General features: G+C 36.0%; 20 protein-coding genes. 17 read left to right on the top strand and 3 right to left on the bottom strand.

Annotated features, from left to right (window positions below):
- The first annotated feature begins 8 nt into the window (after positions 1–8).
- Positions 9–638, top strand: a complete 630-nt coding sequence (locus ACQV2X_RS05270) for an MBL fold metallo-hydrolase (RefSeq protein WP_428873977.1) — start codon at positions 9–11, stop codon at positions 636–638.
- 54 nt (positions 639–692) lie between these two features.
- Here the strand turns inward: ACQV2X_RS05270 and cbpA are convergent, their stop codons facing one another.
- Positions 693–1,325, bottom strand: a complete 633-nt coding sequence (gene cbpA, locus ACQV2X_RS05265; RefSeq protein ID WP_428875121.1) for a cyclic di-AMP binding protein CbpA — start codon at positions 1,323–1,325, stop codon at positions 693–695.
- Between the two features lie 212 nt (positions 1,326–1,537).
- Between cbpA and ACQV2X_RS05260 the strand changes: the two genes are divergently transcribed.
- The 11 genes from ACQV2X_RS05260 to rlmH all read left to right on the top strand — a co-directional run bounded on the left by ACQV2X_RS05260 (position 1,538) and on the right by rlmH (position 15,527).
- The gene (locus tag ACQV2X_RS05260) at positions 1,538–2,935 is read left to right on the top strand and encodes a hemolysin family protein (RefSeq protein ID WP_428874023.1); all 1,398 of its coding nucleotides are present in this window, start codon (positions 1,538–1,540) and stop codon (positions 2,933–2,935) included.
- Positions 2,936–3,005: 70 nt separating this feature from the next.
- Positions 3,006–3,689 (top strand): O-methyltransferase, encoded by a 684-nt coding sequence (locus ACQV2X_RS05255; RefSeq protein ID WP_428873979.1) that lies wholly within the window; start codon positions 3,006–3,008, stop codon positions 3,687–3,689.
- A gap of 150 nt (positions 3,690–3,839) precedes the next feature.
- On the top strand, positions 3,840–4,544 hold the full coding sequence (gene yycF / locus ACQV2X_RS05250) for a response regulator YycF (protein ID WP_428873980.1): 705 nt from the start codon (positions 3,840–3,842) through the stop codon (positions 4,542–4,544).
- Between the two features lie 11 nt (positions 4,545–4,555).
- Complete coding sequence (locus ACQV2X_RS05245) at positions 4,556–6,406, top strand: ATP-binding protein (RefSeq protein ID WP_428873981.1); 1,851 nt, start codon at positions 4,556–4,558, stop codon at positions 6,404–6,406.
- Positions 6,406–7,830: a two-component system activity regulator YycH gene (locus tag ACQV2X_RS05240; protein WP_428873982.1), complete on the top strand. Its 1,425-nt coding sequence runs from the start codon at positions 6,406–6,408 to the stop codon at positions 7,828–7,830. The genes ACQV2X_RS05245 and ACQV2X_RS05240 overlap by 1 nt, the downstream gene beginning before the upstream one ends.
- A gap of 26 nt (positions 7,831–7,856) precedes the next feature.
- A complete protein-coding gene (gene yycI, locus ACQV2X_RS05235; protein ID WP_428873984.1) occupies positions 7,857–8,744 on the top strand; it encodes a two-component system regulatory protein YycI in 888 nt (295 codons plus the stop codon).
- A gap of 131 nt (positions 8,745–8,875) precedes the next feature.
- Entirely contained in the window at positions 8,876–10,672 is a 1,797-nt protein-coding gene (locus ACQV2X_RS05230; RefSeq protein WP_428873985.1) for a DUF2207 family protein, read from the top strand.
- 19 nt (positions 10,673–10,691) lie between these two features.
- Positions 10,692–12,611, top strand: a complete 1,920-nt coding sequence (locus tag ACQV2X_RS05225; protein WP_428873986.1) for a DUF2207 family protein — start codon at positions 10,692–10,694, stop codon at positions 12,609–12,611.
- Positions 12,612–12,645: 34 nt separating this feature from the next.
- Complete coding sequence (locus ACQV2X_RS05220) at positions 12,646–13,536, top strand: MBL fold metallo-hydrolase (RefSeq protein WP_428873987.1); 891 nt, start codon at positions 12,646–12,648, stop codon at positions 13,534–13,536.
- A 115-nt stretch (positions 13,537–13,651) separates the two neighbouring features.
- On the top strand, positions 13,652–14,944 hold the full coding sequence (locus tag ACQV2X_RS05215) for a S1C family serine protease (protein WP_428873988.1): 1,293 nt from the start codon (positions 13,652–13,654) through the stop codon (positions 14,942–14,944).
- Between the two features lie 103 nt (positions 14,945–15,047).
- The gene (gene rlmH, locus ACQV2X_RS05210; protein WP_428874024.1) at positions 15,048–15,527 is read left to right on the top strand and encodes a 23S rRNA (pseudouridine(1915)-N(3))-methyltransferase RlmH; all 480 of its coding nucleotides are present in this window, start codon (positions 15,048–15,050) and stop codon (positions 15,525–15,527) included.
- 46 nt (positions 15,528–15,573) lie between these two features.
- Here the strand turns inward: rlmH and ACQV2X_RS05205 are convergent, their stop codons facing one another.
- Positions 15,574–17,586: an acyltransferase family protein gene (locus tag ACQV2X_RS05205; RefSeq protein ID WP_428873989.1), complete on the bottom strand. Its 2,013-nt coding sequence runs from the start codon at positions 17,584–17,586 to the stop codon at positions 15,574–15,576.
- A gap of 217 nt (positions 17,587–17,803) precedes the next feature.
- Between ACQV2X_RS05205 and ACQV2X_RS05200 the strand changes: the two genes are divergently transcribed.
- From ACQV2X_RS05200 to ACQV2X_RS05190, 3 genes are all read left to right on the top strand, one after another.
- A complete protein-coding gene (locus ACQV2X_RS05200; RefSeq protein ID WP_428873990.1) occupies positions 17,804–19,012 on the top strand; it encodes a LysM peptidoglycan-binding domain-containing protein in 1,209 nt (402 codons plus the stop codon).
- Positions 19,013–19,148: 136 nt separating this feature from the next.
- Positions 19,149–19,805 (top strand): phosphate signaling complex protein PhoU, encoded by a 657-nt coding sequence (gene phoU / locus ACQV2X_RS05195; RefSeq protein ID WP_428873991.1) that lies wholly within the window; start codon positions 19,149–19,151, stop codon positions 19,803–19,805.
- A gap of 125 nt (positions 19,806–19,930) precedes the next feature.
- Positions 19,931–20,413 (top strand): LURP-one-related/scramblase family protein, encoded by a 483-nt coding sequence (locus ACQV2X_RS05190; protein ID WP_428873993.1) that lies wholly within the window; start codon positions 19,931–19,933, stop codon positions 20,411–20,413.
- A 54-nt stretch (positions 20,414–20,467) separates the two neighbouring features.
- Here the strand turns inward: ACQV2X_RS05190 and ACQV2X_RS05185 are convergent, their stop codons facing one another.
- Positions 20,468–21,223, bottom strand: coding sequence for a class A sortase (locus ACQV2X_RS05185; RefSeq protein ID WP_428873994.1), 756 nt, complete (start codon positions 21,221–21,223; stop codon positions 20,468–20,470).
- A gap of 211 nt (positions 21,224–21,434) precedes the next feature.
- Here ACQV2X_RS05185 and lepB point away from each other — a divergent pair, with 211 nt between their 5' ends.
- Together lepB and proS are read left to right on the top strand one after the other, a co-directional pair.
- Entirely contained in the window at positions 21,435–22,052 is a 618-nt protein-coding gene (lepB, locus tag ACQV2X_RS05180; RefSeq protein ID WP_428873995.1) for a signal peptidase I, read from the top strand.
- A gap of 265 nt (positions 22,053–22,317) precedes the next feature.
- A complete protein-coding gene (gene proS, locus ACQV2X_RS05175; RefSeq protein WP_428873996.1) occupies positions 22,318–23,775 on the top strand; it encodes a proline--tRNA ligase in 1,458 nt (485 codons plus the stop codon).
- Positions 23,776–23,785: the final 10 nt, after the last annotated feature.

Below are 23,785 nucleotides of genomic sequence, written 5' to 3'. Positions count from 1 at the left end.
AGGATAATATGTTAGAAGTAGCTATGAAAACAGTGGGTCCTATGCAGGAAAATACTTATGTAGTGATTCATCCCAATCAAGAGGTCATCCTTTTTGATCCGGGTGCAGAAGCGGATAAATTGATTGAATGGATTGATGGTCAAGGCTGGAAACCGAAAGCTATTCTTCAAACCCATTGCCATTTTGATCATATTGGTGGTTTAGACCAATTGAGAGATTATTATCACGTTCCAGTCTATGTACATACATTAGAAGCTGATTTCCTCGGTGATCCAGCCTTAAACTTGTCTACAATGCTTACTCAACCGATTATTCAGCGTAAAGCTGATCATCTTTGGGAAAGTATGGGGGAAGTTTCAATCGCTTCTTTTAAGTTTGAAGTGAAGCATACACCCGGACACAGTCCAGGTCATGTGATTTATCTATTTGATGAGGATAAATTTGTGATATCTGGTGACCTTGTTTTTGCAGGCAGTGTTGGACGTACGGATTTACCGAATGCTAGTCATCAACAATTAATGGAAAGTATTCAACGCGAAATTTTACCTTTGAGTGATAATTATCAGTTGTATCCTGGACATGGCAACCCAACGTTTGTAGCCCAAGAGCGCCAGAATAATCCTTATTTTCCTAAATAATTATAAAATCCCCGTTAACTCTTCTTCGAATAGAGATTAGCGGGGATAAATATTTTAAATGTACCAGAATTCAACCGTGTATTTACGGCGTTGCAAATCTTGAACGAGGTTTTGAAAGGTAAGACGGCTAGTATCTTGGTGGATTTGAAAGAGGATATAGGAACGGTTGTTAAAATCGGTCTTATCAATGGTCATTGAGGAAGAAATATCGCAATAACGGTTAACTAGACGGGCAATCTTAGTGAGATTGCCCTTTTTACCGAGGGCTTCTACTTTTAATATATAGCCTACGACCGGCATATCCCAAGCTTGATTTAAAAAGCTCAGAAAGTTTGTGTGTTCCACAATCCCTAAAAAGGTATGTTCCTTACTTAAGACAGCAACATAGGGTAGGTCTTTTATGGCAAAAAACAATTCCAAAATTGAATGGTGAATACGGATAATTTTGGTGGTGTTTTTTAAAAAGCGGGTCACGGGTAAAGAACTAAGATCAGCGTCAGGATGATGAAATTTATATTGATAAATATGGAAGCGGTAAATGTTACCACGGAAAATGGATTGGCTATCATCTACCACCGGGGCGCAACGAAGATTATTTTTTTCTAATAATTCAATAGCTTCTAGACAAGTGCATGTTTCCGGTAGAGTGAGAAGGGCATTTTTGGGTGTCATTAAGTCTTCAATCATTAGTTTCTCCAATTCTTTACTAATTATTTAGGTAAAAGTTGGCATCTACTCTCCTATTTTATCATAGTAATTAAAATGCGCAATCGTTCTCTCATAGTTTTTTAATAATTTGCTAGTTTCTATCCAGATAAAGTGTTGCTTTTTATATTGAAATTACCTATTATAAAAGTAGTCGAAATTTTTAGATGCATAAAGGAGAAATGAACTTAACTATGGACTCTTCGGAGAATTCACTGATAGCGCAATTAGTCTTAATTTTATGTTTAACCGCAATTAACGCTTTTTTCGCTGCAGCAGAAATTGCTTTTGTTTCAATTAACCAATCGAGAATGAGAACGTTAGCGGAAGAAGAGCAGAACAAAAAAGCACAACGAGTGCTGAGATTAATCGATAATGCAGATGATTTTTTAGCGACCATCCAAGTAGCAATTACTTTGGCAGGTTTCCTTTCATCTGCGTCAGCTGCAACAAGTTTTGCAGATTATATAGTAAGATGGATACCATTTTTTCCGGGTGCGAAGTCACTTTCAATAGTGATAGTAACGGTCTTGCTTTCTTATGTGACCTTGGTCTTGGGTGAGCTTTACCCTAAACAAATCGCTTTACAAATGCCTGACAAAGTAGCTATGGCTACTAGCGCCATTGTTGAATGGGTTCAAAAACTATTCACTCCATTTGTTGCCTTATTATCGGTTTCTACTGGCTTTTTAAAGCGGTTAACACCTATTGATTTCAATGCTGATAACGACCAGTTTACCCGTGAAGAAATGGTGGCTATTCTAACCCAAAGCCAACAAGAAGGAACAATCGATTTAGCGGAGTATTCAATGCTTGAAGGAGTCCTGTCGCTTGACTCTAAGCTTGCAAGAGAGGTCATGGTTCCACGGACCGACACACAAATGGTTGATATAGAAGATGAGTACGATGAAATTCTCACAACTATTTTAAATAGTCCTTTTTCACGTTTGCCTATTTATGAAGAAAGTAAAGATAATGTCATTGGTGTGCTCCATGTTAAGCAATTATTAAAAACGGCCAGTCAACAAGGTTTTGATCAGATTGATTTTTTAGAAATTGCTAACGATCCTCTATTTGTCCCTTCTACGGCCTATATTGATGACTTGCTGTTGGAATTCCGTCGAGAAGAGACCCATATGGCTATCTTACGAGATGAGTATGGTGGTGTCGAGGGAATCGTTACTCTTGAAGATTTAATTGAAGAAATAGTAGGTGATATCAATGATGAGTCCGATATTACCGCTTCTGTCGTTCGCAAGATCGATGATATGAATTATTACATTAATGGCGTTATGACCTTAGAAAAGTTCAATCATTATTTTGATGAGCACTTAGACTCAGAGGAAGTAGATACTATCGCTGGTTTGATGATTCAAGTGATTGGCTATGTACCAGATGATGACGAGCGTACATCAGTCAGAATGAATGACTATGTCTTAACGACCAGTAATGTTGAAAATGGAAGAATCCGTGGTATTCAAGTCACTCATGATTCAGCCTATGCTTTAGAAACAGATTATAGTCTCTATGAATTTGAGCACGATAGCGATCGTCGGGATAATGACTATGGTTTAGATACTGAAAAAAAATAAAACAAACCGCAGTGAACGAGTGAGTCAAAAGACCTTCTCGTTCACTCTTTATTTATAAGGAGATGAAAGTATGTTAAATGAAATGATGCATCGACCGGTAGTGATGGAATCCATCGTTCAATTTATGCGAGAGGGTCAATTGCCTTTTGAAGGACAAGTTGCAGAGATAGAAGCCTATGCTAACGAGAGAGGAATACCCGTCATTCCTCATGAAACAGCAAAGTTTATTGATTTTTTATGTGCAAGTCTTCAACCCCAGCGCATTTTAGAAATCGGAACAGCTATTGGTTTTTCTGCTAGTTTAATGGCTCAGCACTTACGAAATGATGGACACTTAACCACCATTGACCGCTACCCTGATATGTATGAAAGGGCAAAAGAAAATTTTGCTAAACAAGGGCTAAATAATCGTATTGAACTTCTTGAAGGAGATGCAGCAGACTTATTGCCCCAGCTAGATGAGGCTTATGATCTTATATTTATGGATTCCGCCAAGGCAAAATATATCGAATTTTTACCTGAGTGTATGCGTCTTTTGCGACTTGGAGGGATCTTGATTATTGACGATGTTTTTCAAGGAGGAACCATTTTACACGACGAAAAAGAGATTCCCAAACGGGTTCGTAAAATTCATCGTAAACTCAATGAGTTGCATCAAGTAGTTTTAACTTCCAAAGAACACCGTTCTTGTTTAATTCCTTTAGGAGATGGTTTGCTAATGATTCGTAAAGAATCAGATAAGATTGATTTTTAAAGCCAAAAACAAAGCAATTAAAAGTGTCGTATTTTGACTATTTACATGATAAAGGTATAATATGCATAGAAGAAAAAAGGAGTCGCAAGCTCAATAATAAACCCTTCCTCGTTAATTTTTTTATGAGAAGGAGATAAGGAGTGAAACAGCGTGAAATTAATTCTTGTTGTGGACGATGAGAAACCAATCTCAGACATCATTACATTTAATTTAAAAAATGAAGGATTTGAAGTAGAGACAGCTTATGATGGTGAAGAAGCTCTTGAAAAGTTTGCTGAAAAATCACCTGATCTCATTTTGTTAGATCTAATGCTCCCTAAAATTGAGGGACTCGAGGTGTGCCGTGAGATTCGAAAAACCAGTTCTGTGCCAATTATTATGTTAACCGCTAAAGACTCTGAAATCGATAAGGTTTTAGGCCTAGAGTTAGGTGCAGATGATTATGTGACAAAACCTTTTTCAAACCGTGAGTTGGTTGCTCGTGTTAAAGCTAATTTACGTCGAAATACTGTAAGAGAAGAAGAACTAGAAGCTGCTCAAAATAATGACATCGAAGTGGGAGACTTGATTATTCATCAAGATGCCTATATTGTTTCAAAAAATGGAGTTGAAATCGAGCTAACTCACCGAGAATTTGAATTGTTACATTACCTTTCTTTACATATTGGCCAAGTGATGACGCGTGAACATTTATTAGAAACTGTTTGGGGCTATGATTACTTTGGTGATGTTCGAACAGTGGATGTTACTGTAAGACGTTTACGTGAAAAAATTGAAGATTTACCAAGTCATCCGACCTATATTATCACTAGAAGAGGGGTTGGCTATTTTCTTAAGAACCCAGATCAAGAGTAGGGAGCAGTTTAATGAATCGTTCGTTTTTATGGATACAATCGATTTATGTGAAAATTCCCTTGCTATTTGTAGTGATTTTAGTAATCGTTTTTCAGTTTGTCAGTATCTATTTTATTGATCAGTTGGAAACACAGACCGTTACTGCAATGAAGGAACAGATAAATACGCAAATCGATTTTCTTACCAATAATGTTGTCCCCATTTTAGAAGATCAACAATTGACGACTGAAGACCGTAACCAGCGCCTAGAACAGGCGCTGGATTCTTTCAGTTCAACCTATTCCACTAAAATTCAAATTGTTAATTCACAAGACTATCTATTAGCTACTAATGACTTGGCTGAGCGTTCTTCGATTGGAACTCGCACGAATGATGAATTAGTCCGTAATGTTTTAATTAACCAACGTCCCTTAGAGGATGATTATTTCATTCGTTTTCAACAACCTTATCATGTGGTGAAGCCGATTCTTTCGAACAAGGGAGATCGAACCGTCATGCTAGGGGCTATTGCTGTGCAAACAGAAATGGACCGGATAAATGAACAAAGAGAGAAGGTAACAGATCTCTTTTTAAGAGCCATTTTAATTGCCATTTTAGCTGGTTTTATTTTAGCCTTTGTGCTTTCGCAAGGGATTACTACCCCGATTGAAAATATGCGGCAACAAGCTTTACGCATTTCGGAAGGAATATATGATTTTCCGGCTGAAGTCTTTGGACATGATGAAATAGGAGACCTTGCTGTAACCATTAATGACCTGGCTGTAAAAGTTAGAGATGCGCAAGAATCGACTGAATCGGAAAAGCAACGCTTAGATGGTGTTTTAAGACATATGACTGATGGCGTAATTGGTACCGATCGTCGAGGAAATATTCTCTTAGTAAATGATCGAGCCTTACTCTTATTAGACATGTATCAAAACGAAGCTGTAGGTCAGCCGATTTTAGAAACTCTAGGCATTAATGAAAATTATACCTTAGCTAAGTTTTTAAAAGGGGATCATGAGGTTTTGGTTAATCGCTTCGTCGATGGGATGAAGACGGTTTTAAAATGTGAGTTTTCAGTGATCAGGCGAGAAACAGGCTTTGTAACGGGCCTAGTTTGTGTGATTCAAGACGTTACTGAACAAGAGAAAAATGAACAAGAACGTCGTGACTTTGTTTCCAATGTTTCTCATGAATTAAGGACCCCGCTGACAAGTATCAAGTCTTATTCGGAAGCCCTAGTGGATGGAGCTTGGAAAGATGAAATGCTTGCTCCGGAGTTTCTTGAGGTTATACAATCAGAATCTAATCGCATGATTCGGATGATTGGTAATTTGCTAGATTTGTCTAAGCTAGATGGCGGTCAAGTGAAGCCAAACTTTGAATATATTGATTTTAAGCGTTTAGTTAACTATATCCTAGACCGGGCAGAGTTTACCTTAGAAAGTGAAGATAAACCTAAGTACCAAATTGTTCGTCATTTAACCTCAAAAGAAATTTATGTAGAAATAGATCAAGACCGTATTACTCAAGTGATTGATAACTTAATGAATAATGCGATGAAATACTCCCCTGATGGTAGTAAGATAATTGTAACCTTGGCGGATTATCGTGACCATGTTGTATTTAGTGTGAAAGACTCAGGCCTAGGAATTCCGCAAAAAGATCTTCCCTATCTGTTTGATCGTTTTTACCGAGTAGACAAAGCACGTTCGCGCCAACAGGGAGGTACTGGATTGGGGTTAGCCATTTCTAAAGAAGTAATTGAACTTCATGGCGGTAAAATTTGGGTTAAAAGTGAAGAGAATAAAGGTTCAATATTCCTTTTCTCTCTTCCATATACTGAGCTTGAGTTCGAAGATGATTGGGAGGATGCCTAATGAAAAAACGAATTTGGATTTCAGTTTCTTTAATAGTGGCTATTCTCATAAATATTGTTTTTTCTTATTTTCTAATTAATAATCAAGCTTTTAAAATGCTTTATCAAAAATATGCTGATTTACCTAAGTCAGATATGCAGATAGGTGAGGTAACGATTGATCAACCCTATTTTCAAACGCATCAGTTAGAACTTACCGACTTGGTCGCCCCTTACCAACTTATTATTAAAAATGAAGGTAAGTACTATCATGCTTATCAATCTCAAGTTCTTCAAGAAGTTCATAAATTAACTGATGAGCCCATCACTGTGCTAGTGGATAATCAACCACAAATTGATCCGATTCAATTGGATGAGATCATGGGCGAAGATCATATCCAATTTATCTATTTGACAAAAATTTCGCTACTTTTATTAGAAGATATGGTCGAAATACCAGAGGGTGCATCTACTCAATTCAAGGTCAACCGTGTCATCCTTCCCGTTGAAAAGCCAGGAAAAGTTTATTTTGTAGATTCTGTCAATAAATCCTTCTTGGAAGGGAGAATTAGACGATCGATAGATATTGAGCAATTGTTTGCCGCTATTGCTACAGGATCTGCTGATCGAATTGAAATGGCTGAATATGAGATTAATCGAGACACAGTGTATCTGCCTAAAGAATCCTTAGCTTCTCCAAGTCAAGTGTATTCTCTTGAAAAAGTACCTGAAAATTATTTTATTGATCCAGTATTTGAAGGAGCTAACTTTGATATTACTCAACCCGACTTAAATAATGTGCGTTCTTATCATACTTATAATAGTAGTTTGATGATTGATGATGACACCAATATTATGACTGTAAACCATCATAATAATCAAATTAACGGTCTTTTAAGGAGTGAAGAGGATTTAGTAACGCAAAAGGATTTAGTAACGCAAAAGGATTTATTGCAAAAAAGCTTAGAATTAGCTGAGCGGTTTAATTATTGGGGGGAAGATGTAAGAGTTTTTTCTGAGCAAAATAACCAGTTGATTTTGCGTCGCTTTTTAGCAGGGATGCCTATCTTTTCAGATCCTACTTTACCGGATTATGGAGCAAGCAAATTGAGATTCACTTCGCAACGCAGTCAATTAAAATTAGAAAAGTTACAAATGTCTTTAGTGATTTTAGGTGTAAACATTTCAGATTTATCTTCACCTCAGCTTGTTGAATCAGGAGCAGAAATTGCTGAGCTTTTAGAAGAACAGAATCTCAAATTCTCAAAATTTAATCAAATTATTTTAGGCTTCGAATGGCAAAAAGATATGGAAAACTTCAAGAAAGTGAATTTGGTACCAAAGTGGTTTTTTGTAGTAGGGACTCAAGTCTATTCGATTGATCAATTAAAAGATGGCAGTCTACGCATTATGCTGCAGCAAAGAGACGCCAGGACCAATGCTTAGCTGACTGAGGATAGAAGGGAGAAAAAATGGATTTCAAAAGGATACAAATTATATTGCTTGTTTTCTTTGTAATTTTTGATATGTTTTTAGCCTATCTCCTAGTAGAGCGCGGAGCATTTGGTCTCAACTTTCAAGACCCGACAGCTCAAATTAATCCCGTTCAGGAAATGAAAGATCGGGGAATTAAATTCAAGGATGCTGTTGAATTGAACGATAATGCTCCTGAATTGGCAGTGTTAAAAAACACCCCTAACAATGAATTGTGGAGTAAAAGACAACAATTACAAAATCAAATTGTTTCACTTGATCCAGATGGCGTCTTGGTTAGTGAATTCTCAAGTCCGGTCGAATTAGACATTTCTCTTGGAGAGGAAACATACAGTTTAACTAATGAAGATTTTGCATGGATTCATGAAAACATCTTAAAAGACCCTACTTACTTTATTAATGGAGAATTTTATTTAAATCATTGGTATTCTCCGCAAGAGCGAATGATTATCATTCGGATGGTGACTAAAAAAGGGGGAAGTTTAGAAGATTCTTCCATGAAATCGGCAGTACCAATTTCTGATGGAACAGCAGAGATTCGTATTTTATTAGATGAAAATTATGACATGATTTCTTATATGCAGACCTATCAAGAGCCTTTTGTACGTTTAGAAGATCAAAGACAATTAATCTCAACCAATGAGGTAATTGCTGTTGTAGAAAACCGAATTGATACCACCTTGCCCAACGATGCTGAAATAGTTTCAATGACTTTAGGCTATTTTCGTTCAGTTGAAACCAAGCAATTTAATTTATATTTACCCGCTTGGGAATTAATCTACTATCGTAAAGAGAGTGGTCAGACGATCTCAGTATTAGTGGATGCTATTAAGGGTAATGTTGTTAACAAAAAACCCAAAAATTAAAAGATAACTTTTTAAAAATTAGTAGTGAAAGAGTAAAGGTGTGAGATATGAAGACTTATTTTTGTTTGCAGACATTACGAAAACACATAATTTATAGCATCATTCTTTCTGTTTTTCTAATTGGAGGAGTTTTGCATCATACAGTAATTGCTCAAGAAAATGCCTATGAAGTCAAAGAACAAAGCATTGAAGCGACAATAGATGCTAAAGGTAGGACCCAAGTACGTCTATATTATCAAATCCAGGCTGAGTATCTGAATCAATTAGAATTAAGTATTCCTACTGAAAATCAGAATTTATCGTCTTATCGAATGGGAATGATCGAAAAAGATCAATCCATTAATTATCTTGCTGAAACTTCTAGTGGAGTAGCAGGAAGCTATCAAATGACTCAAACCCCACAAGAAGCAAGGCTGATTATAAGCTATCCGGTTGTCAATGATACAGTGGAGTATATTATTGAATATGATTTGGAGCAATCAGTGACTAACTACCAAGATGGTGCTTATTTTGAAGGAAGCTGGATTCCTTTAGTCGATACAGCCAAAGAAAGAAAAAGCCAACTGAAGTTGATGATGTCTTTTGCTGGCTTGATTGAGGAGGAAGCACTTTCTTATTGGTTACAAGGAGGAAAAGTAGAAAACAGCGAAATGCTTAATCAAGAAGGTCAAACCACTTTTACTTTGAATCTTTTCATCAATCACCCTACAGAGAATAATGACCTTCTTTCTCTTCATATGTTTTTCCCTAAATCGGTTACTCCCAATAATACCAATATAATCGATATTAAAGGGAAACAATCGATTGAAATTAGAGAAGCTCAAATTCAAAAAGATATCGCTGATCAAGTTAAACAAAAGGAGTATCAATTATTATTAAGAACCTTCTTAGCCATTCTTATTCCTCTTATTGCGACCCTCTTTCTTTATCGTAGCTACCAATTAAATAAAAAGAACGACACAATTCCCATGGTTGAGAAGACTAGATTAGGAATGATACCTGAACCGATGGATGTTTGTTTGATTAATGCGGTTGTTTATGATCAAGCCCCTGGGTCTAATGAGTTAGCGGCTAGTCTGTTAGAATTAGGAAGAAAAGGGTATTTGAAGATTCTTCCGGTTAGAATGAAAAATAGGAGTCACAGTCGAATAAGAAGCGGTTACACTCTGGCTTTTCAATTGTTAGAAGACCGATCAAGATACACCCACCTTCCGAGCCATGAACGCTATGCATTAGAGTTAATTAGCTTAAGTATGAAGGAAGGAGCAGTCATAACTTTAGAAGAAATTATTGTAAAAATTCGCCAACAAAAACAAATAAAGAAGAAATATCAAGATTTGTGGAAAAAATATACTGATGCCATTGAAGTGAAAAATGTTTCAGCGGATCATTTAAAAAATAAACACAAAAATTTTTCACCTCTTTTAGCAATTGCCAGTAATGTTTTGACAGTCCTCTTTGCTATAGGAATTTCTTACGACATGTTTAATCAGCAAAGAAGTCAATGGTTAGTTTGGATTTTATTAGCGCTTGCAAGTATGCTCATTATTCAATTGGTCTTCCTTTTCTTATTAAGCAAGCAAAAAAAACATCAAAAATCAAATAATCAACAAAGACTCGTTTGGAATTTATTTAAGCAAGACTTACGTAACATCAATCAAATTGATTTAAGGCGATTTTCAACTATTGATCAGTGGGAGAAAATAGTGATCTATGCTGTCTGTTTAGATGAAACAACAACCATTCAACAAGCCTTTACCCATCACTTTGATATGGCAGACTTAGAGAAAGTTAGTAGAAGTCAAAATGCTGATTTTTATCGTGTCCGAGGGTCCGTTGCGAATATATTACAACCAGCTATTAAAGAATGGATTGAATTAATTGATCCTAAAGGCAACTGGTTACGTCGCTTTTCAGAAGGTGACTAGTAAAAGGGGAGGTATTTTAATGTTTAAGCATTTCCTTCAAAAAATCTTGGTTTTTGTAGTCACACCGCTTTGTATTTTCGCTTGTCCATTAAACCCAATAATAAGTGCACAAGAAGTTGATTTTTCAATTACTGAGCAATTCATTAATGCCAAGGTAATGGAAGATGGAAGCGTTGAATTTACAGATTATCAATATTATGATGCAAATTTTATGAGCGGTGTCTTATTTGATTTAGATCATGAGGGCTATCAACTTTCAAACTTTTCGGTTGGCGTTAGTGAGGATAGAGAAAGCTCTATTGAAATTTTAGACATAGCAGACAATGAAAATAAAGGGACCTATCAAATGCATGAAGAAAACGGTAGACTTACAAGTAAGATCTTTTATCCCTTAGAAAAAGAAGGCAGGTATTTTGTTTTTCAATATACCCTCGAACAATTAGTCACCAATTATCAGGACACTGCAGAGTTCCTTAGAAAATTTGGACGCTCAGATTTTACAACAGATGTTCAAATTCGCATTGAACTGCCACAAAAAGCTGAAACTAAAGAAGAGGTTCGTGCATGGGGTTATGGGGCTCCTCAAGGGGAAGTGAAAATTGTTGAAGAAGACCAAAAAACAGTTGTCTATCTAGACGTTCCTCAGCGCACTGCCAGTCAGTTTGTTGAAGGACAGATTGTATTTCCTAAGGAGTGGACCTCCCTTAACTCGAATAAGATCGATGAAAAGCGATTAGACCAACTCTTAGCAGCTGCCCAAGCTCAAGTCGAAAAAGATGCTCAAAATGTAAATCAAATGAAAATGATTGCCTATATAATGGCTATACTTGGGTCAGTCGGACCGCCTTTGTTGCTTTTAATTAGTTTAATGAAATATCGTCATCAATCGAAGCAGTTAAATCCTCACCCCGTTTATGTACCAGATTATTTTTATGATCTACCTGAAGCTACCACACCTGGTCAGATGGCAACAAAATATCTTCGTGAATGGCCAAATGAAGATGACTTTGTTGCGACCCTTTTACACTTAGTTCAAAAAGGTTGGTTGAAAATAGAGGCCCTACCAGGTAAGAAACAGTCTGCTGAGACTGTAAAGATTATTCCTCTTTACTGGGGTCCGGATTATCCTGAGGGTATATTAGAGCATGAGAAATTTGTTTGGGATTACTTTACTCAAGCAAATGAAGGAGCGGGTGTTACTTTAGCACAATTAGACCAGTTAGCTGAAGATAATCCTTCATTTCGTAAGAAACAATATCGTTATTGGTTACGATTTAAAAATAAATTAGCAGTAGAAGGTGAACAATTTTTAGGCCAAGCCTTAGCTGAAACACGAAAGATTGAAATGGCCAATAATACAGCTCTTATTTTAATAATTGGTGGAATTATTATTAATTTACTCTTTCTATATAGTTTGGATATCGCTCGGTTATTACCAATGAAACTTATCGGGGTGATTATCGGAATTGGAACAGTCTTATCAGTTGGACTATACATCTATATGCGAATAATCATGAAAAAACGACCACTTATGACCACCGAACAACAAGAAATGAGGGATAAATGGCGTGCTTTCAGCAAGATGTTAAAAGATATTGGGCGTTTTAATGTTAGAGAAATTGCCTCTTTACCTCTTTGGGAAGAATATTTGGTCTTTGCAACTAGTTTAGGAGTAGCGGACAGGGTTGTTAAAGCGATTGAAATGGAGTTTAAGCCGAGTGAAATTCATGCCCAAGAGCACAGGCCCTATACATTGGCGCACCCATATTTCTATGGGTCTTTATTCCGCAATCAAGTGACTCAAACTATTCATTCTGTTTCCCCTCAAACAACAGCTCAAGGTGGTTTTGCAGGGAATAATAAGGGTGGATTCGGAGGTGGTTTCTCTGGTGGATCGATGGGTGGCTCCGGCGGTGGAACTTTCTCTGGAGGATTTTAGGTAAGTGTGTAGAACGGAACAGGAGTGAACGCAAATGAAAGAAGCAAAGTTAAAATTTGAGCAACAATTATATACCAACTATCAAAGTCAAACGGCTAAAGAAAAGATAGAAGATATTTCAGCTCAACGGACTGATTTAAGCTTCTCAATTTTAGCAAGTGGCTCAACTGGCAATTGCACTTATATTGAATCGGGCCAAAAAAGATTTCTAGTTGATGCAGGCTTAAGTGGGAAAAAAATTGAGGCTTTATTTAAACAAATCGATCGAGACATTAATCTAATCGATGCTATCTTCGTCACTCATGAGCACAAAGATCATATTCATGGGGTGGGAGTTCTTTCTCGACGGTACAATCTTCCTATATATGCTAATAGAGAAACTTGGAAGGCCATGGATCGAATGATTGGTGAGATTGCTCCAGAAAACAAACAGTATATTGAACCGGAGACCATGTTACAATTGGGTGATATTGATATTGTGAGTTATAATGTGAGTCACGATGCAGCCCAACCACAGTTTTATGCCTTTCAAAAAGGCAATAAACAATTTGTAATGTTGACGGATACAGGTTATGTTTCCGATCGATTGCGCAGTCAACTTAGGAATGCGGATGCCTATTTAATAGAGGCTAATCATGAAATTGAACTTTTGAGATATGGTCCTTATCCTTGGTCTGTAAAACAACGTATTCTTAGTGATAAAGGTCATTTATCTAATCAAGATGGAGCACTAGCTATCCGAGACTTAATGGGATCCAAAACCAAAGATATCTACCTCGGACATTTAAGTCAGGATAATAATACCAAAGAATTAGCCATGTTAACGATGGAAGACACTTTACAAGCTTATGATGTGGATACTGTAAGGGATTTAAAACTTCATATGACAGATCCAATTAAGGCCACACCTATTAAAAAAATATAAACAGATCTCAAATTTCTACAATTCACTTTAAAATTAACGATGATAATTCATACTTTCTTAAAAAAACAGTGTTATAGTTCATTCTGTAAGTATAATAGAAAGGACGTATAGTAAAATGAGAGAAGAATATAATCAAAATGATGGCACAAAACGTTGGCGTAAAATATTTGTGGGTCTTTCAGGCATGACTCTATCATTATTATTGGCAGGTAGTTTGAGTTTTAATAATGATTTTTCGGCCTTTTCACAAGAACCTTCTCAGGTGGAAAGCACCATTAAAACTGCCGACTCTGTTCAACTACCAGAAAATGAACAGAATATGGTAGACACAGTGGATCAGGCAAGTGAGGCAGTGGTGTCCATTGCAAACATGCAAAAAAGTTATCAAGGATTAGATCCTTTTTGGGAATATCAATATAACCAATACTTCATACCAGATGAAGAAGATCAAGATTTGCAAGTGATTGGAGAAGGGTCAGGAGTTGTCTATCGCATAGATGGCGATAAAGCATACATTGTTACCAATCATCATGTAATTGAAGGAGCAGATGCTTTAGAAGTTCGTTTAAAAAATGGTGAAACTGTCAAAGCAGAAATTATTGGAAGTGATGCCTTAAGTGATTTAGCTGTAATAACAATTGATGCTTCTGCAGCAAGTAAATCCTTAGAATTTGCTGATTCTGATAATGTTCAAGTTGGACAAGTCGCTATTGCAATTGGTTCACCTTTAGGTAGTGAGTTTGCAACATCAGTAACTAAAGGGATTGTTTCTGGTTTAGATCGATCTGTGCCAGTGGATTTAAATGGCGATGGTGTACCAGACTGGGATATGAGTTTACTGCAAACGGATGCGGCCATCAACCCTGGTAATTCAGGAGGAGCCCTTTTAAATTCTGCCGGCCAATTAATTGGAATTAATTCAAGCAAACTATCAGCGACCGATGTCGAAGGAATGGGCTTTGCCATTCCATCTTCAGATGTAGTGGATATTATTGGCCAACTTGAGAAAAACGGCGAAGTCGTTAGACCTGTATTGGGCATCCGTTATACTAGCTTGAGATTAGTCCATCCAGATTATCGCACCCAAGTAATGGGCTTGAATGATGAAGATGTAAAGGGGGCCTTTATCCGTGAAGTAGAACCTGAAGGGTCTGCTGCTAAAGCTGGTCTTAAAGAGTACGACTTGATACGTGCTATTGATGGCAAGGAAATAGAGACGATTAATGACTTGAAAAAATTCCTTTATGAATATAAAGTTGGCGATAAAGTGAAATTATCTATCCGCCGTGCTAAAGAAGACATGGAGATAGAAATCACTTTAGAAGCAGCGGTTGAAAACCCGACAGAAATTCAGCCTTTCCCATCCGAAGAAGAGTCTGAAGAATCGAATAGTGCAGTTCCTTACTAGTTTATCCACAAATATACAGGCTTATCCACAGCATTTAAAATAAACTGTGGATAAGTCTTTGTTTTATTAACAGTTATCCACCTAATGAAAGGAGTAAGGAATGATACGTGTTGATATAATCTGTGTGGGCAAAGTCAAAGAAAAGTACATTAAAGCAGGAATGTCTGAATATCTCAAAAGATTGTCAGCTTATGCAAAGGTTTCAATTCATGAAGTAGCTGATGAATCAACTAAAGAGCAAATGACTGACACGGAGGTTGAACAGCTTTTAGAACAAGAGGCTGAGCGCATAGAGAAGAAATTAAATAAACAAAGTAAAGTTTTTGTTTTAGCTATTGAGGGAGACTTAATATCATCAGAGGATTTAGCTGAATCAATCAATCAATTTGCTACTTATGGACACTCGCACATTAGTTTTATTATTGGCGGGTCTTTAGGATTGGCTGAACGATTAAAAAAAACAAGTGATAAAGCTATCTCATTTGGTAGAATAACGCTTCCTCATCAGTTGATACGACTAGTTTTAATTGAACAAATCTATCGAGCTTTCCGCATTTTAAACAATCATGCCTATCATAAATAAGTACAAAAAACCTCAGATGGCTAGTTTCCATCTGAGGTTGAATGTATTAAAGCCGATTTTGATAGACTGTTTTAGCCAATTCTAAAAGATAAAACTCCGCACCTTCCACACTTGGGTGAATAGCGTCTTCTCGAAAATATTCCGGATGACCTGTTGAGATAGCTCGCCAATCAACTAAATGAACATTAGAGTATTTTTGAGTAAGTGTTTGAATCACTTGATCAATTTGATCTAAAAATTCGATGTCAGAGTTTGAGTTAACTAAGTATATTTCTCGCTCACCAGCCATCTTTATCAATTTTTCAACGGCCGGAACATCCAACCCCCCGTTAGTTCCTAAGTTAACGACTAAGTTTTCCTTCACTAAACCCTGGTCTATAAGCGCTTGGAATTTATCGTAAGATGTCCAAATGTTTAAACTAACATAACCAAATGCATTAGCCTGATCAAAAAATGTGTTAATATTAGCTCCAATAAATTGAGCCACTGAATCACCGAATAATGTGACTGGAAGGTCATTAGCATAGAGTATTTCTTGCGGGCTGAGGATAGTTGCCAGCTTAGGAAATTGCTGTTGAATTTCTTCGAATCTTTGTCTTTTTTCTTGAGAAAGACTGGCAATCTGATTTAAGATAGAGTCTTTTTGGATAGATTGTATGACTTTATCCGCTAGTGTTGTTTGGTTGATGGAATATGAAAAATTACTAGCTGCTAGTTGATCAAAATCATTTAAACGTTTTTGAGATTTTTTAAATGACTGATCCACTTTATAATAAGGACTAAATGGATTGGGATTGGTAGCGTAGATTCCATATTGGAGATCAAATAAAGCTAGTGGTATATGATTATCACTTCGAAGCAGGCCAATCAAACTAGAAATTATTAAAAAAAGATAGCTTGTTGCAAAGGCAAAATCTTTTTTGTTGCTATTTGGGAAATGTAAATATCTTTTAACCCAGTAGAGCTTCCTTCTTAGGCTGATTTTGTTTGAGAAGAGTATATGGAAACGATTAGACTCAAAAATATAATAAAAAATAGAAGAAAAAAGGATAATTGAGCATAGGCCGATTAATTTTAAAATATTCATGTGATTAGCAAATAAACGTTGAAAACTAAAAGTGACAACTAATAAAGGATAATAGCAAAGATATATACTATAAGATCTTCTACCTAACCAAGTGAAAATTTTGTTACCTAATAACTTTTCAAAAACGATGAATTTCTGCCCAGCACCTAAAATAAATAGGGCAGTAAATAAATTAGAATAAGGAAGTCCTAATAAATAGCCTGCTGCTTCTTGATCGGATTGAGAAAGAAACTGAATAAGCAATAGAATTAGAGCTATTATCACGATAAAGAAGTAATGGATCCTTAATTGTCGTCTTTGAAGTTCTTCAACTGTTTCTTGGATTACTAGAATAAGGTAATAAGTCGCTATCCCTATCGCAAAAGAAGCATACCGCGTTTGAAAACTATAATAAATGTTTGAGGGATCCTTTTGATAGGAATAACCATTTGCAGTTAAGAAAGTACATAGACTAAAGATAAAGAGCCAAAATAGGCCTAAATAGATAGCAGGTACTTTTATTTTTTTGCTTAAGAAGACTAAGAGTCCAGTTATTAAAAAGGATTGGAGATAAACGGCTACATACCATAAGTGTGTTAAATAAGAAGTTACAGCCATATCCGTAAAGTAAGAGCGACCGTTTAGAATTTGAAAGTAATTATTGGCAAAAAGGAGACTAGCAAACAGTTCGTTGCGCATAGACTTAAGTATGAGAGGGTTAAAAATTTGAAGGAAAAATAAAATTAATATAATTAACCACATCATCGGAAAGAACAAGCGTTGGACTGTTTTTTTGAAAAGAAAGAATAATGATTGCCAAGACTCTACCCTTTTATCTTGGTAAAGTTTTATAGTTAAAAAATAACCTCCTAAAACGAGAAAAAGATTGACTGCCAAAAATCCACCGGGGAAAATAGTTGGCCATAAATGATAGAGAATAATAAAAAGAATTGCAATTCCTTTAATACCATCAAACGATTTAATTCTAGCCATAATAACCCTCCTTTATTGATTTGTTGAAATAATTCTAGCATAAAAAATTGAAAGAAAGGTGAAATTTTACAAACAGATTACATAAAACGGCCTAATATGTTTGAGAGGTTACAGATCCAAATCAATTCTTTGATTTGACTGTTCAAAGCTTGTTTAAGAAAAGTAGTTGATTTAAACTACAATTACTTAAGAAAATAAACTATTGAGGTGTATATAAATGAAATTTAATAAGAAAGTGAGTTTAGGTGCTTCTCTAATGCTGATGCTTACGCCTGTGGCGATTACATCTGCTCAGAATTGGAATGCGCGCACGGTTGAAGAAATAAGTGCTGAACTAATGGCAGATGAAGATAATCAAATGACTTACATTGTTAAATATGGAGACACCCTTGGAGCAATTGCTGAAGCGATGGATATTGATTTAGCTTTTCTTGCTGAAGCTAACCAAATTGAAAATGTTAACCTTATTTACCCAGAAACAAAACTAGTCGCTCAATATGATATTAATCATAAAGCTGAAAAGTTAAACGTTGAAACATCCGCTGGGGAAACATTTGAAATGGACATTCCAGTCAGTCTAACTCCAGAAGTTGAAACTGAAGATCAAGCAGTTGTTCTTGAAGAAGAAGTTGTAGTTGAAGAGATCATTTTAAATGTCAATGAAGCAGATGATTTTGAAGTGGAAGAAGAGTTAGCAATAGCTGAAGAAACAGTCCAATTAGAAGATGTTGCTGAATCATCTGAAGAGTTATTAAACGAGCTCCCTCTAGTAGAAGAAGTCTTAACTGACGAAGTCGTGGACAGGACTATTGAGGAAGTTTCAACTACTGGAGAAGTTACAGTAAACCCTGTAAGTGAAGAGGAAGTTATTGAAGCTGAAGAGCTTGAAGTTGAGACAACACAATCTAGTGCTGTTAAAATAGAAAGTGTTATTGAGGAAGTTGAACAACCACTAGCGTCAGAAGAGTTGACAAAAACAACAACAGCTATTCAAGAGGTCACTGAAGAAGTAGTAATAGTAGAAGAAGTGCCTGTTACTGAGAAAGTTGTAGAGGAAGTCATTGAAGAAGTAAGTAATGATTATACGACACCATCGACCTTAGCTGGTGTATCACAATCAGCGGCTAATTATGGTAGTCGAATTGCTAATCAATATGGAGTTGCTGCATACGGGCTAAGACCTGGAGATAGCGGAGACCATGGTAAAGGATTAGCTGTTGACTTTATGGTGCCCGTAGGTTCAGCATTAGGCGACCAAATCGCTGCAGATGCAGTAGCTAATATGGGTAATAGTAATATCGCTTATGTTATCTGGAAACAACAAATCTATGGCCATTGGACAGGCGGCCAATGGCAACAAATGGAAGATCGTGGTAGTGTGACACAAAACCATTATGACCATGTACATGTCTCATTTAATAACTAATTGATAATTAAAGTTCTCGCTATAATTAATGGTGAGAACTTTTTATTTTAAAAACAATCTAGGCAGTTTGACAAGCGCTTACAATGTTGTTATAATAAGTAGATGATAAAATAAATTCTAGAAGGGAGGACAAAATATGCGAAAAATTTATATACAAGAATTACAAGGTTTGTTTAAAAAAATTAACCAAATGTTTGATTTAACGCAAAGTATTTTTGATAACACCCATCAAGCAGTTATTGCCTCAGATAATGAGCTTGCAGTTTCAACGCTTGAAATGAATGAGAAAATTAATGAATTATCTGTTGAATTAGAAAAAGATGCCTATCTTATAGTCGCTTTACAGCAACCCGTTGCAGCAGATCTTCGTTACATATTTGCATTGCTAAATACTAGTGTTGAACTGAAGCGTATTGCAGAACATACTACTACAATTGCTAAACGTATCAAGCGAAATAAGCCTGATTTTTCAAATTATCAAGACGTGATGATTATTGTGAATCAAATGGTAGAACGTTTACAGTTAATGTTTGAACCATTAGCAGGTATCATCGAAAATGGTGATATTCAAGAGGCTAGTCAGATTGCCCTTATGGATAGCCAAATTGACAAACAGTATGATCTTGTTTTTGAAGAAGTTACTTTAAGAATGGCTACCAATGAAGATTGTATTCCAGCAGGAATCTTTACGATTGATTTAGTATCTAGTTTAGAACGTATAGGTGATTATATTACCAATATCTGTGAACATGTTTTATATTTAGAAACCGGTTCAACTGTATACTTAAATTAATTATTTTTACTTAGAGCAGAAAGATTCAGTAGGTCTCAAAAGACCTACTGTTTTTTTTGATTATGTCTAATTAGGTGAGCAGAACTAGGTCCGTGTGATAAAATAAGAATAGGAGGAGGGATTTTATGAAGCTTTATATGAAACAAAAAATGTGGTCATTTAAACAAGATTTTGATATTTATGATCAAAATAAAAGCCCAATATATCGAGTAGATAGTAAATTAATTTCAATCGGTCGAAAAACAAAAATTCTTGATGTTCAATCAGGAAAAGTTTTATGTGAAGTTAATCAAAAAGTTTTATCACTTTTACCGACAGTCGATGTCATCCAAGAGGGTAAATTCTTTTGTCGAATTCATAAAAAATTTACCTTCTTTAAGCCTCAGTATGTGGTAAAAGGGGTAGATTGGGTAGTTGATGGCAGTATTTTTCAACATGATTACATGATTAAAGACTCTAAAAGACAGCCAATAGCTCGTATAAAGAAAAAGTTTCTTTCTTGGTCAGATACCTTTGAAATGGACATCCTAGCTGAAAGTGTAGATACAGTTTTGGTTTTAGCAACTATTTTAGCCATCGATTTAGCAATGGACTTAGATTCTAATTAATAAAAACTGCCTGCTCACTCCATTTATAAAGTGAATAGGCAGTTTAATTATTGCTTAAGTATTGTTAGCTATTTTTCTTTCAATTTTAAAAGCGTTCATCATTTCATTACTTGCATCGTCAATTGGAACTTTTTCCTTTAGTTTTCCTTGCACGATGATTCGGTTAACAAAATCCTGAGTACAAGTAACCAAGGTAACAATTGGTTCAGATGAAGGGTTTAGCACTTCAACGGCTGAAGGGTCTACTACTAAAATGGAAGAAATTTCATAAACATAGATATTATCTAAATCAGTCATATAAATTTTCTGTCCTTTTTTTGCGTCTTTAAGTGGAGAAAAAAGTAAAGATTGATCATACATGTGATGGCTAGCTAGGGCATAATTGGATTCACCCATTTTTTGATCAGCCGAGAGCGTTCCTGCTCCGAAGAACATGCCTTCATTAGATGTTCCTTTATTAATTGGTAAGTTAATCTTTAATTCAGGGATTGAAATTCCGCCAATAACGGGTAGGTCCTTAGGATTCACACTACTAGAAATAACGGTAAAAGGATCTACTTGTTGAATATCCTCGAAGTCAAAAGTGACATCTTTTTGTTGGTTAGCTAGAATTTGATCACGAGTCATATTAGAAATTTGAATATCATTGGTTTTATTTTGAATGAGGTAGTTCTTTAAGGGGTTCACTAATAAAAGCCCTAGTGCCACAATAATTAATAGAACACCGATAAGAGTTGAAAAAGAAAAACGACGTTTTCTTTTTTGGTGCATCCGGCTACGCGAAGGGCCAGGGTTAGGTTTACGATTCATTATTTATTCCTCCAATACTATCAACAAAGTAATTAAACTTATTTTAACATTTTTGAATGTCAAATAAAATAAAACAGCTCAAATAACACACTTAATTCATAATTTTCGAATTAAAATCATAATAGCATATTTTTTTACAAGAATACCAATACAAGATGCATTTTTGGTGGAAAAGTTATAAAATAAGAAACAGAAAGTTTAGAGGTGACTTATGGAGAAGACAAAACGATTTTTTAAAGAGATTTTTTCTTGGTTAATATATATGGCTATTTGGTTAGCTGTATTATTTACCTTTTATCATTATGTTGCACAACCCTTTTCGGTAGATGGTTCCTCAATGGAACATACTTTGGAAGATGGCGAAAAGGTTTGGATGTGGAAACTATCAGATATCGAGCGTTTTGATGTTGTGATTTTCCCTCAACCTAATCCACTACCCGGTAAAGAACCCAAGCTTTATGTGAAGCGTGTGATTGGAGTTCCTGGCGATAAAATTGCTTATCAAGATGATCAGCTGATAATTAATGGACAGAGGGTGGATGAGTTTTACTTAGATGAAAAGGCGCAAGAGTATCAAGCGAATGGTGGTGGAAACTTTACCGAAGATTTTGAAATGTATAAATATACAGGTGAAGATGTAGTTCCTGAAGGCAAGTTTTTTGTAATGGGGGATAATCGGCAAAATTCTGTTGATGGACGAACTTTTGGCTTGATAGACTCTGATTCGGTAATTGGTAAAGCTACTTTTATTTATTGGCCACTAAAGAATTTTGGTAAATTGCCTGATTACGATCTCAATTCTCAAGGTGATGCTATTGTTTTAGAATAACTTAGGCTTGTTTTTATTCCTTGATTCTTTATAATAAGAAGTGAAAATAGACTAGTAATTTGTAGATGGTCCCCAGCAAGAGGCAGAGGATGGAAGTGTCTCCCCACTCAGCAAATGAACCTACTATCTTATTGAAATCAGGTGGCTCCTTTATCGCCTTGAGTGGGCATTTTTAAGATGCAAATAAGGTGGTACCGCGGAGACTGACTGTGCTTCGTCCTTGATAGGATGAAGGCAGTTATTTTTTATTTATAGGAGGAAAATAATGGTTACTCGTAAAGAAGATTTTTCGAAATGGTATTTACAAACAATTCAACAAGCAGATTTAATGGATTATTCACCAGTCAGAGGCTGTATAATCTTTAAACCAAATGGTTATGAAATCTGGGAACATATTCAAGAATATTTTAATAAGCGTTTAAAAGAAGAAGGTATTCGCAATGCCTACTTCCCAATGCTTATTCCTGAGTCTTTCTTTACTCGTGAAAAAGATCATATTGAAGGATTTAGTCCAGAACTGCCATGGGTAACTGAAGCAGCTGGTGAAGTTTTGGAAGAAAGATTGGCCTTAAGACCGACTTCAGAAACCATGATAGGCGATGCGTTTTCTAATTGGATTAATTCCTACCGTGATTTACCTTATGAAATTAATCAGTGGGCCAATGTTTTCCGTTGGGAAAAACGCACTTTGCCTTTTTTAAGAACTTCTGAGTTTTTATGGCAGGAAGGACATACTGCTCATGCTGATGAGGAAGATGCTCGTCATAGAACCATGCGTATGCTAGAAATCTATGCTGAATTATTAGAAGAATTATTAGCAGTACCGGTCTTCAAAGGTGAGAAGACTCCTTCGGAGCGCTTTGCTGGAGCGGTGCAAACATTTTCAGTTGAAGCCATGATGCAAGATGGTAAAGCTGTGCAAGCAGGAACTTCTCATTATATGGGAACTAAATTTGCAGAAGCTTTTAATATTCGTTATTTAAATAAAGATAATGAGCACGTTTATGCCCATACCACTTCTTGGGGTGTTTCGACCCGCTTAATCGGTTCAATGATTATGACCCATTCAGATGATCAAGGATTGGTTCTACCACCAGCCATAGCTCCTCAGCAGGTTGTTTTCATTCCCGTTGGACCTAAGAAAAAATTAGACCAAGTGCTTGAAAAAGTAAAAGACTTAGACGCTCAATTAAAAGCAGCAGGTGTTAGAACTTATATTGATGATTCAGATAACTCAGCAGGTTATAAGTTTAATGAGTGGGAGTTGCGTGGAGCGGCTATTCGTATAGAAGTGGGTCCAAGAGACATTGAAAATAATCAAGTGATTATGAAAGCCAGAGATGAAGATGAAAAAAATGCCATCACAATGGATGGCTTGGCTGAACAAGTTCATCAAGCTTTAGCCTTAATGCAAAATCGTCTTTTAGAAAAAGCTCGCCAACGCAATCAGGCCAATATGTATACTCATATTGATACTCTAGATGAATTGATTGACCATATTGAAAATAAAAAGGCAGCCAATGAAACCCCAGGTTGGGTATTAGTTGGCTGGGATGGTAGTGAGGAATCAGAAGCTAAGATTAAGGAATTAACAGGCTTTACAACACGTAATTTACCATTTGAAAATTATTTTGCAGGTGAAAATGCTCTGGTTAAGAAAGATAAATGCCTTGTATCTGGGAAGCCAGCTAAAGAAACAGTTTGGATTGCAAGAGCGTATTAAAAAATAACCA

Source organism: Facklamia sp. P12945, assembly GCF_050409485.1.
Taxonomy (GTDB): Bacteria; Bacillota; Bacilli; order Lactobacillales; family Aerococcaceae; genus Facklamia.
The sequence above is the reverse complement of the archived record's forward strand: the minus strand, read 5'-3'. Positions and strand labels throughout refer to the sequence as shown.

Coding starts and splice junctions, on each gene's coding strand:
- ACQV2X_RS05255 (WP_428873979.1), top strand. CDS start 3,006: ATGTTAAATGAAATGATGCATCGACCGGTAGTGATGGAATCCATCGTT.
- ACQV2X_RS05260 (WP_428874023.1), top strand. CDS start 1,538: ATGGACTCTTCGGAGAATTCACTGATAGCGCAATTAGTCTTAATTTTA.
- cbpA (WP_428875121.1), bottom strand. CDS start 1,325: ATGATTGAAGACTTAATGACACCCAAAAATGCCCTTCTCACTCTACCG.
- ACQV2X_RS05200 (WP_428873990.1), top strand. CDS start 17,804: ATGAAATTTAATAAGAAAGTGAGTTTAGGTGCTTCTCTAATGCTGATG.
- proS (WP_428873996.1), top strand. CDS start 22,318: ATGGTTACTCGTAAAGAAGATTTTTCGAAATGGTATTTACAAACAATT.
- ACQV2X_RS05225 (WP_428873986.1), top strand. CDS start 10,692: ATGTTTAAGCATTTCCTTCAAAAAATCTTGGTTTTTGTAGTCACACCG.
- yycI (WP_428873984.1), top strand. CDS start 7,857: ATGGATTTCAAAAGGATACAAATTATATTGCTTGTTTTCTTTGTAATT.
- phoU (WP_428873991.1), top strand. CDS start 19,149: ATGCGAAAAATTTATATACAAGAATTACAAGGTTTGTTTAAAAAAATT.
- ACQV2X_RS05215 (WP_428873988.1), top strand. CDS start 13,652: ATGAGAGAAGAATATAATCAAAATGATGGCACAAAACGTTGGCGTAAA.
- ACQV2X_RS05245 (WP_428873981.1), top strand. CDS start 4,556: ATGAATCGTTCGTTTTTATGGATACAATCGATTTATGTGAAAATTCCC.
- lepB (WP_428873995.1), top strand. CDS start 21,435: ATGGAGAAGACAAAACGATTTTTTAAAGAGATTTTTTCTTGGTTAATA.
- ACQV2X_RS05270 (WP_428873977.1), top strand. CDS start 9: ATGTTAGAAGTAGCTATGAAAACAGTGGGTCCTATGCAGGAAAATACT.
- ACQV2X_RS05220 (WP_428873987.1), top strand. CDS start 12,646: ATGAAAGAAGCAAAGTTAAAATTTGAGCAACAATTATATACCAACTAT.
- ACQV2X_RS05190 (WP_428873993.1), top strand. CDS start 19,931: ATGAAGCTTTATATGAAACAAAAAATGTGGTCATTTAAACAAGATTTT.
- ACQV2X_RS05185 (WP_428873994.1), bottom strand. CDS start 21,223: ATGAATCGTAAACCTAACCCTGGCCCTTCGCGTAGCCGGATGCACCAA.
- ACQV2X_RS05240 (WP_428873982.1), top strand. CDS start 6,406: ATGAAAAAACGAATTTGGATTTCAGTTTCTTTAATAGTGGCTATTCTC.
- ACQV2X_RS05205 (WP_428873989.1), bottom strand. CDS start 17,586: ATGGCTAGAATTAAATCGTTTGATGGTATTAAAGGAATTGCAATTCTT.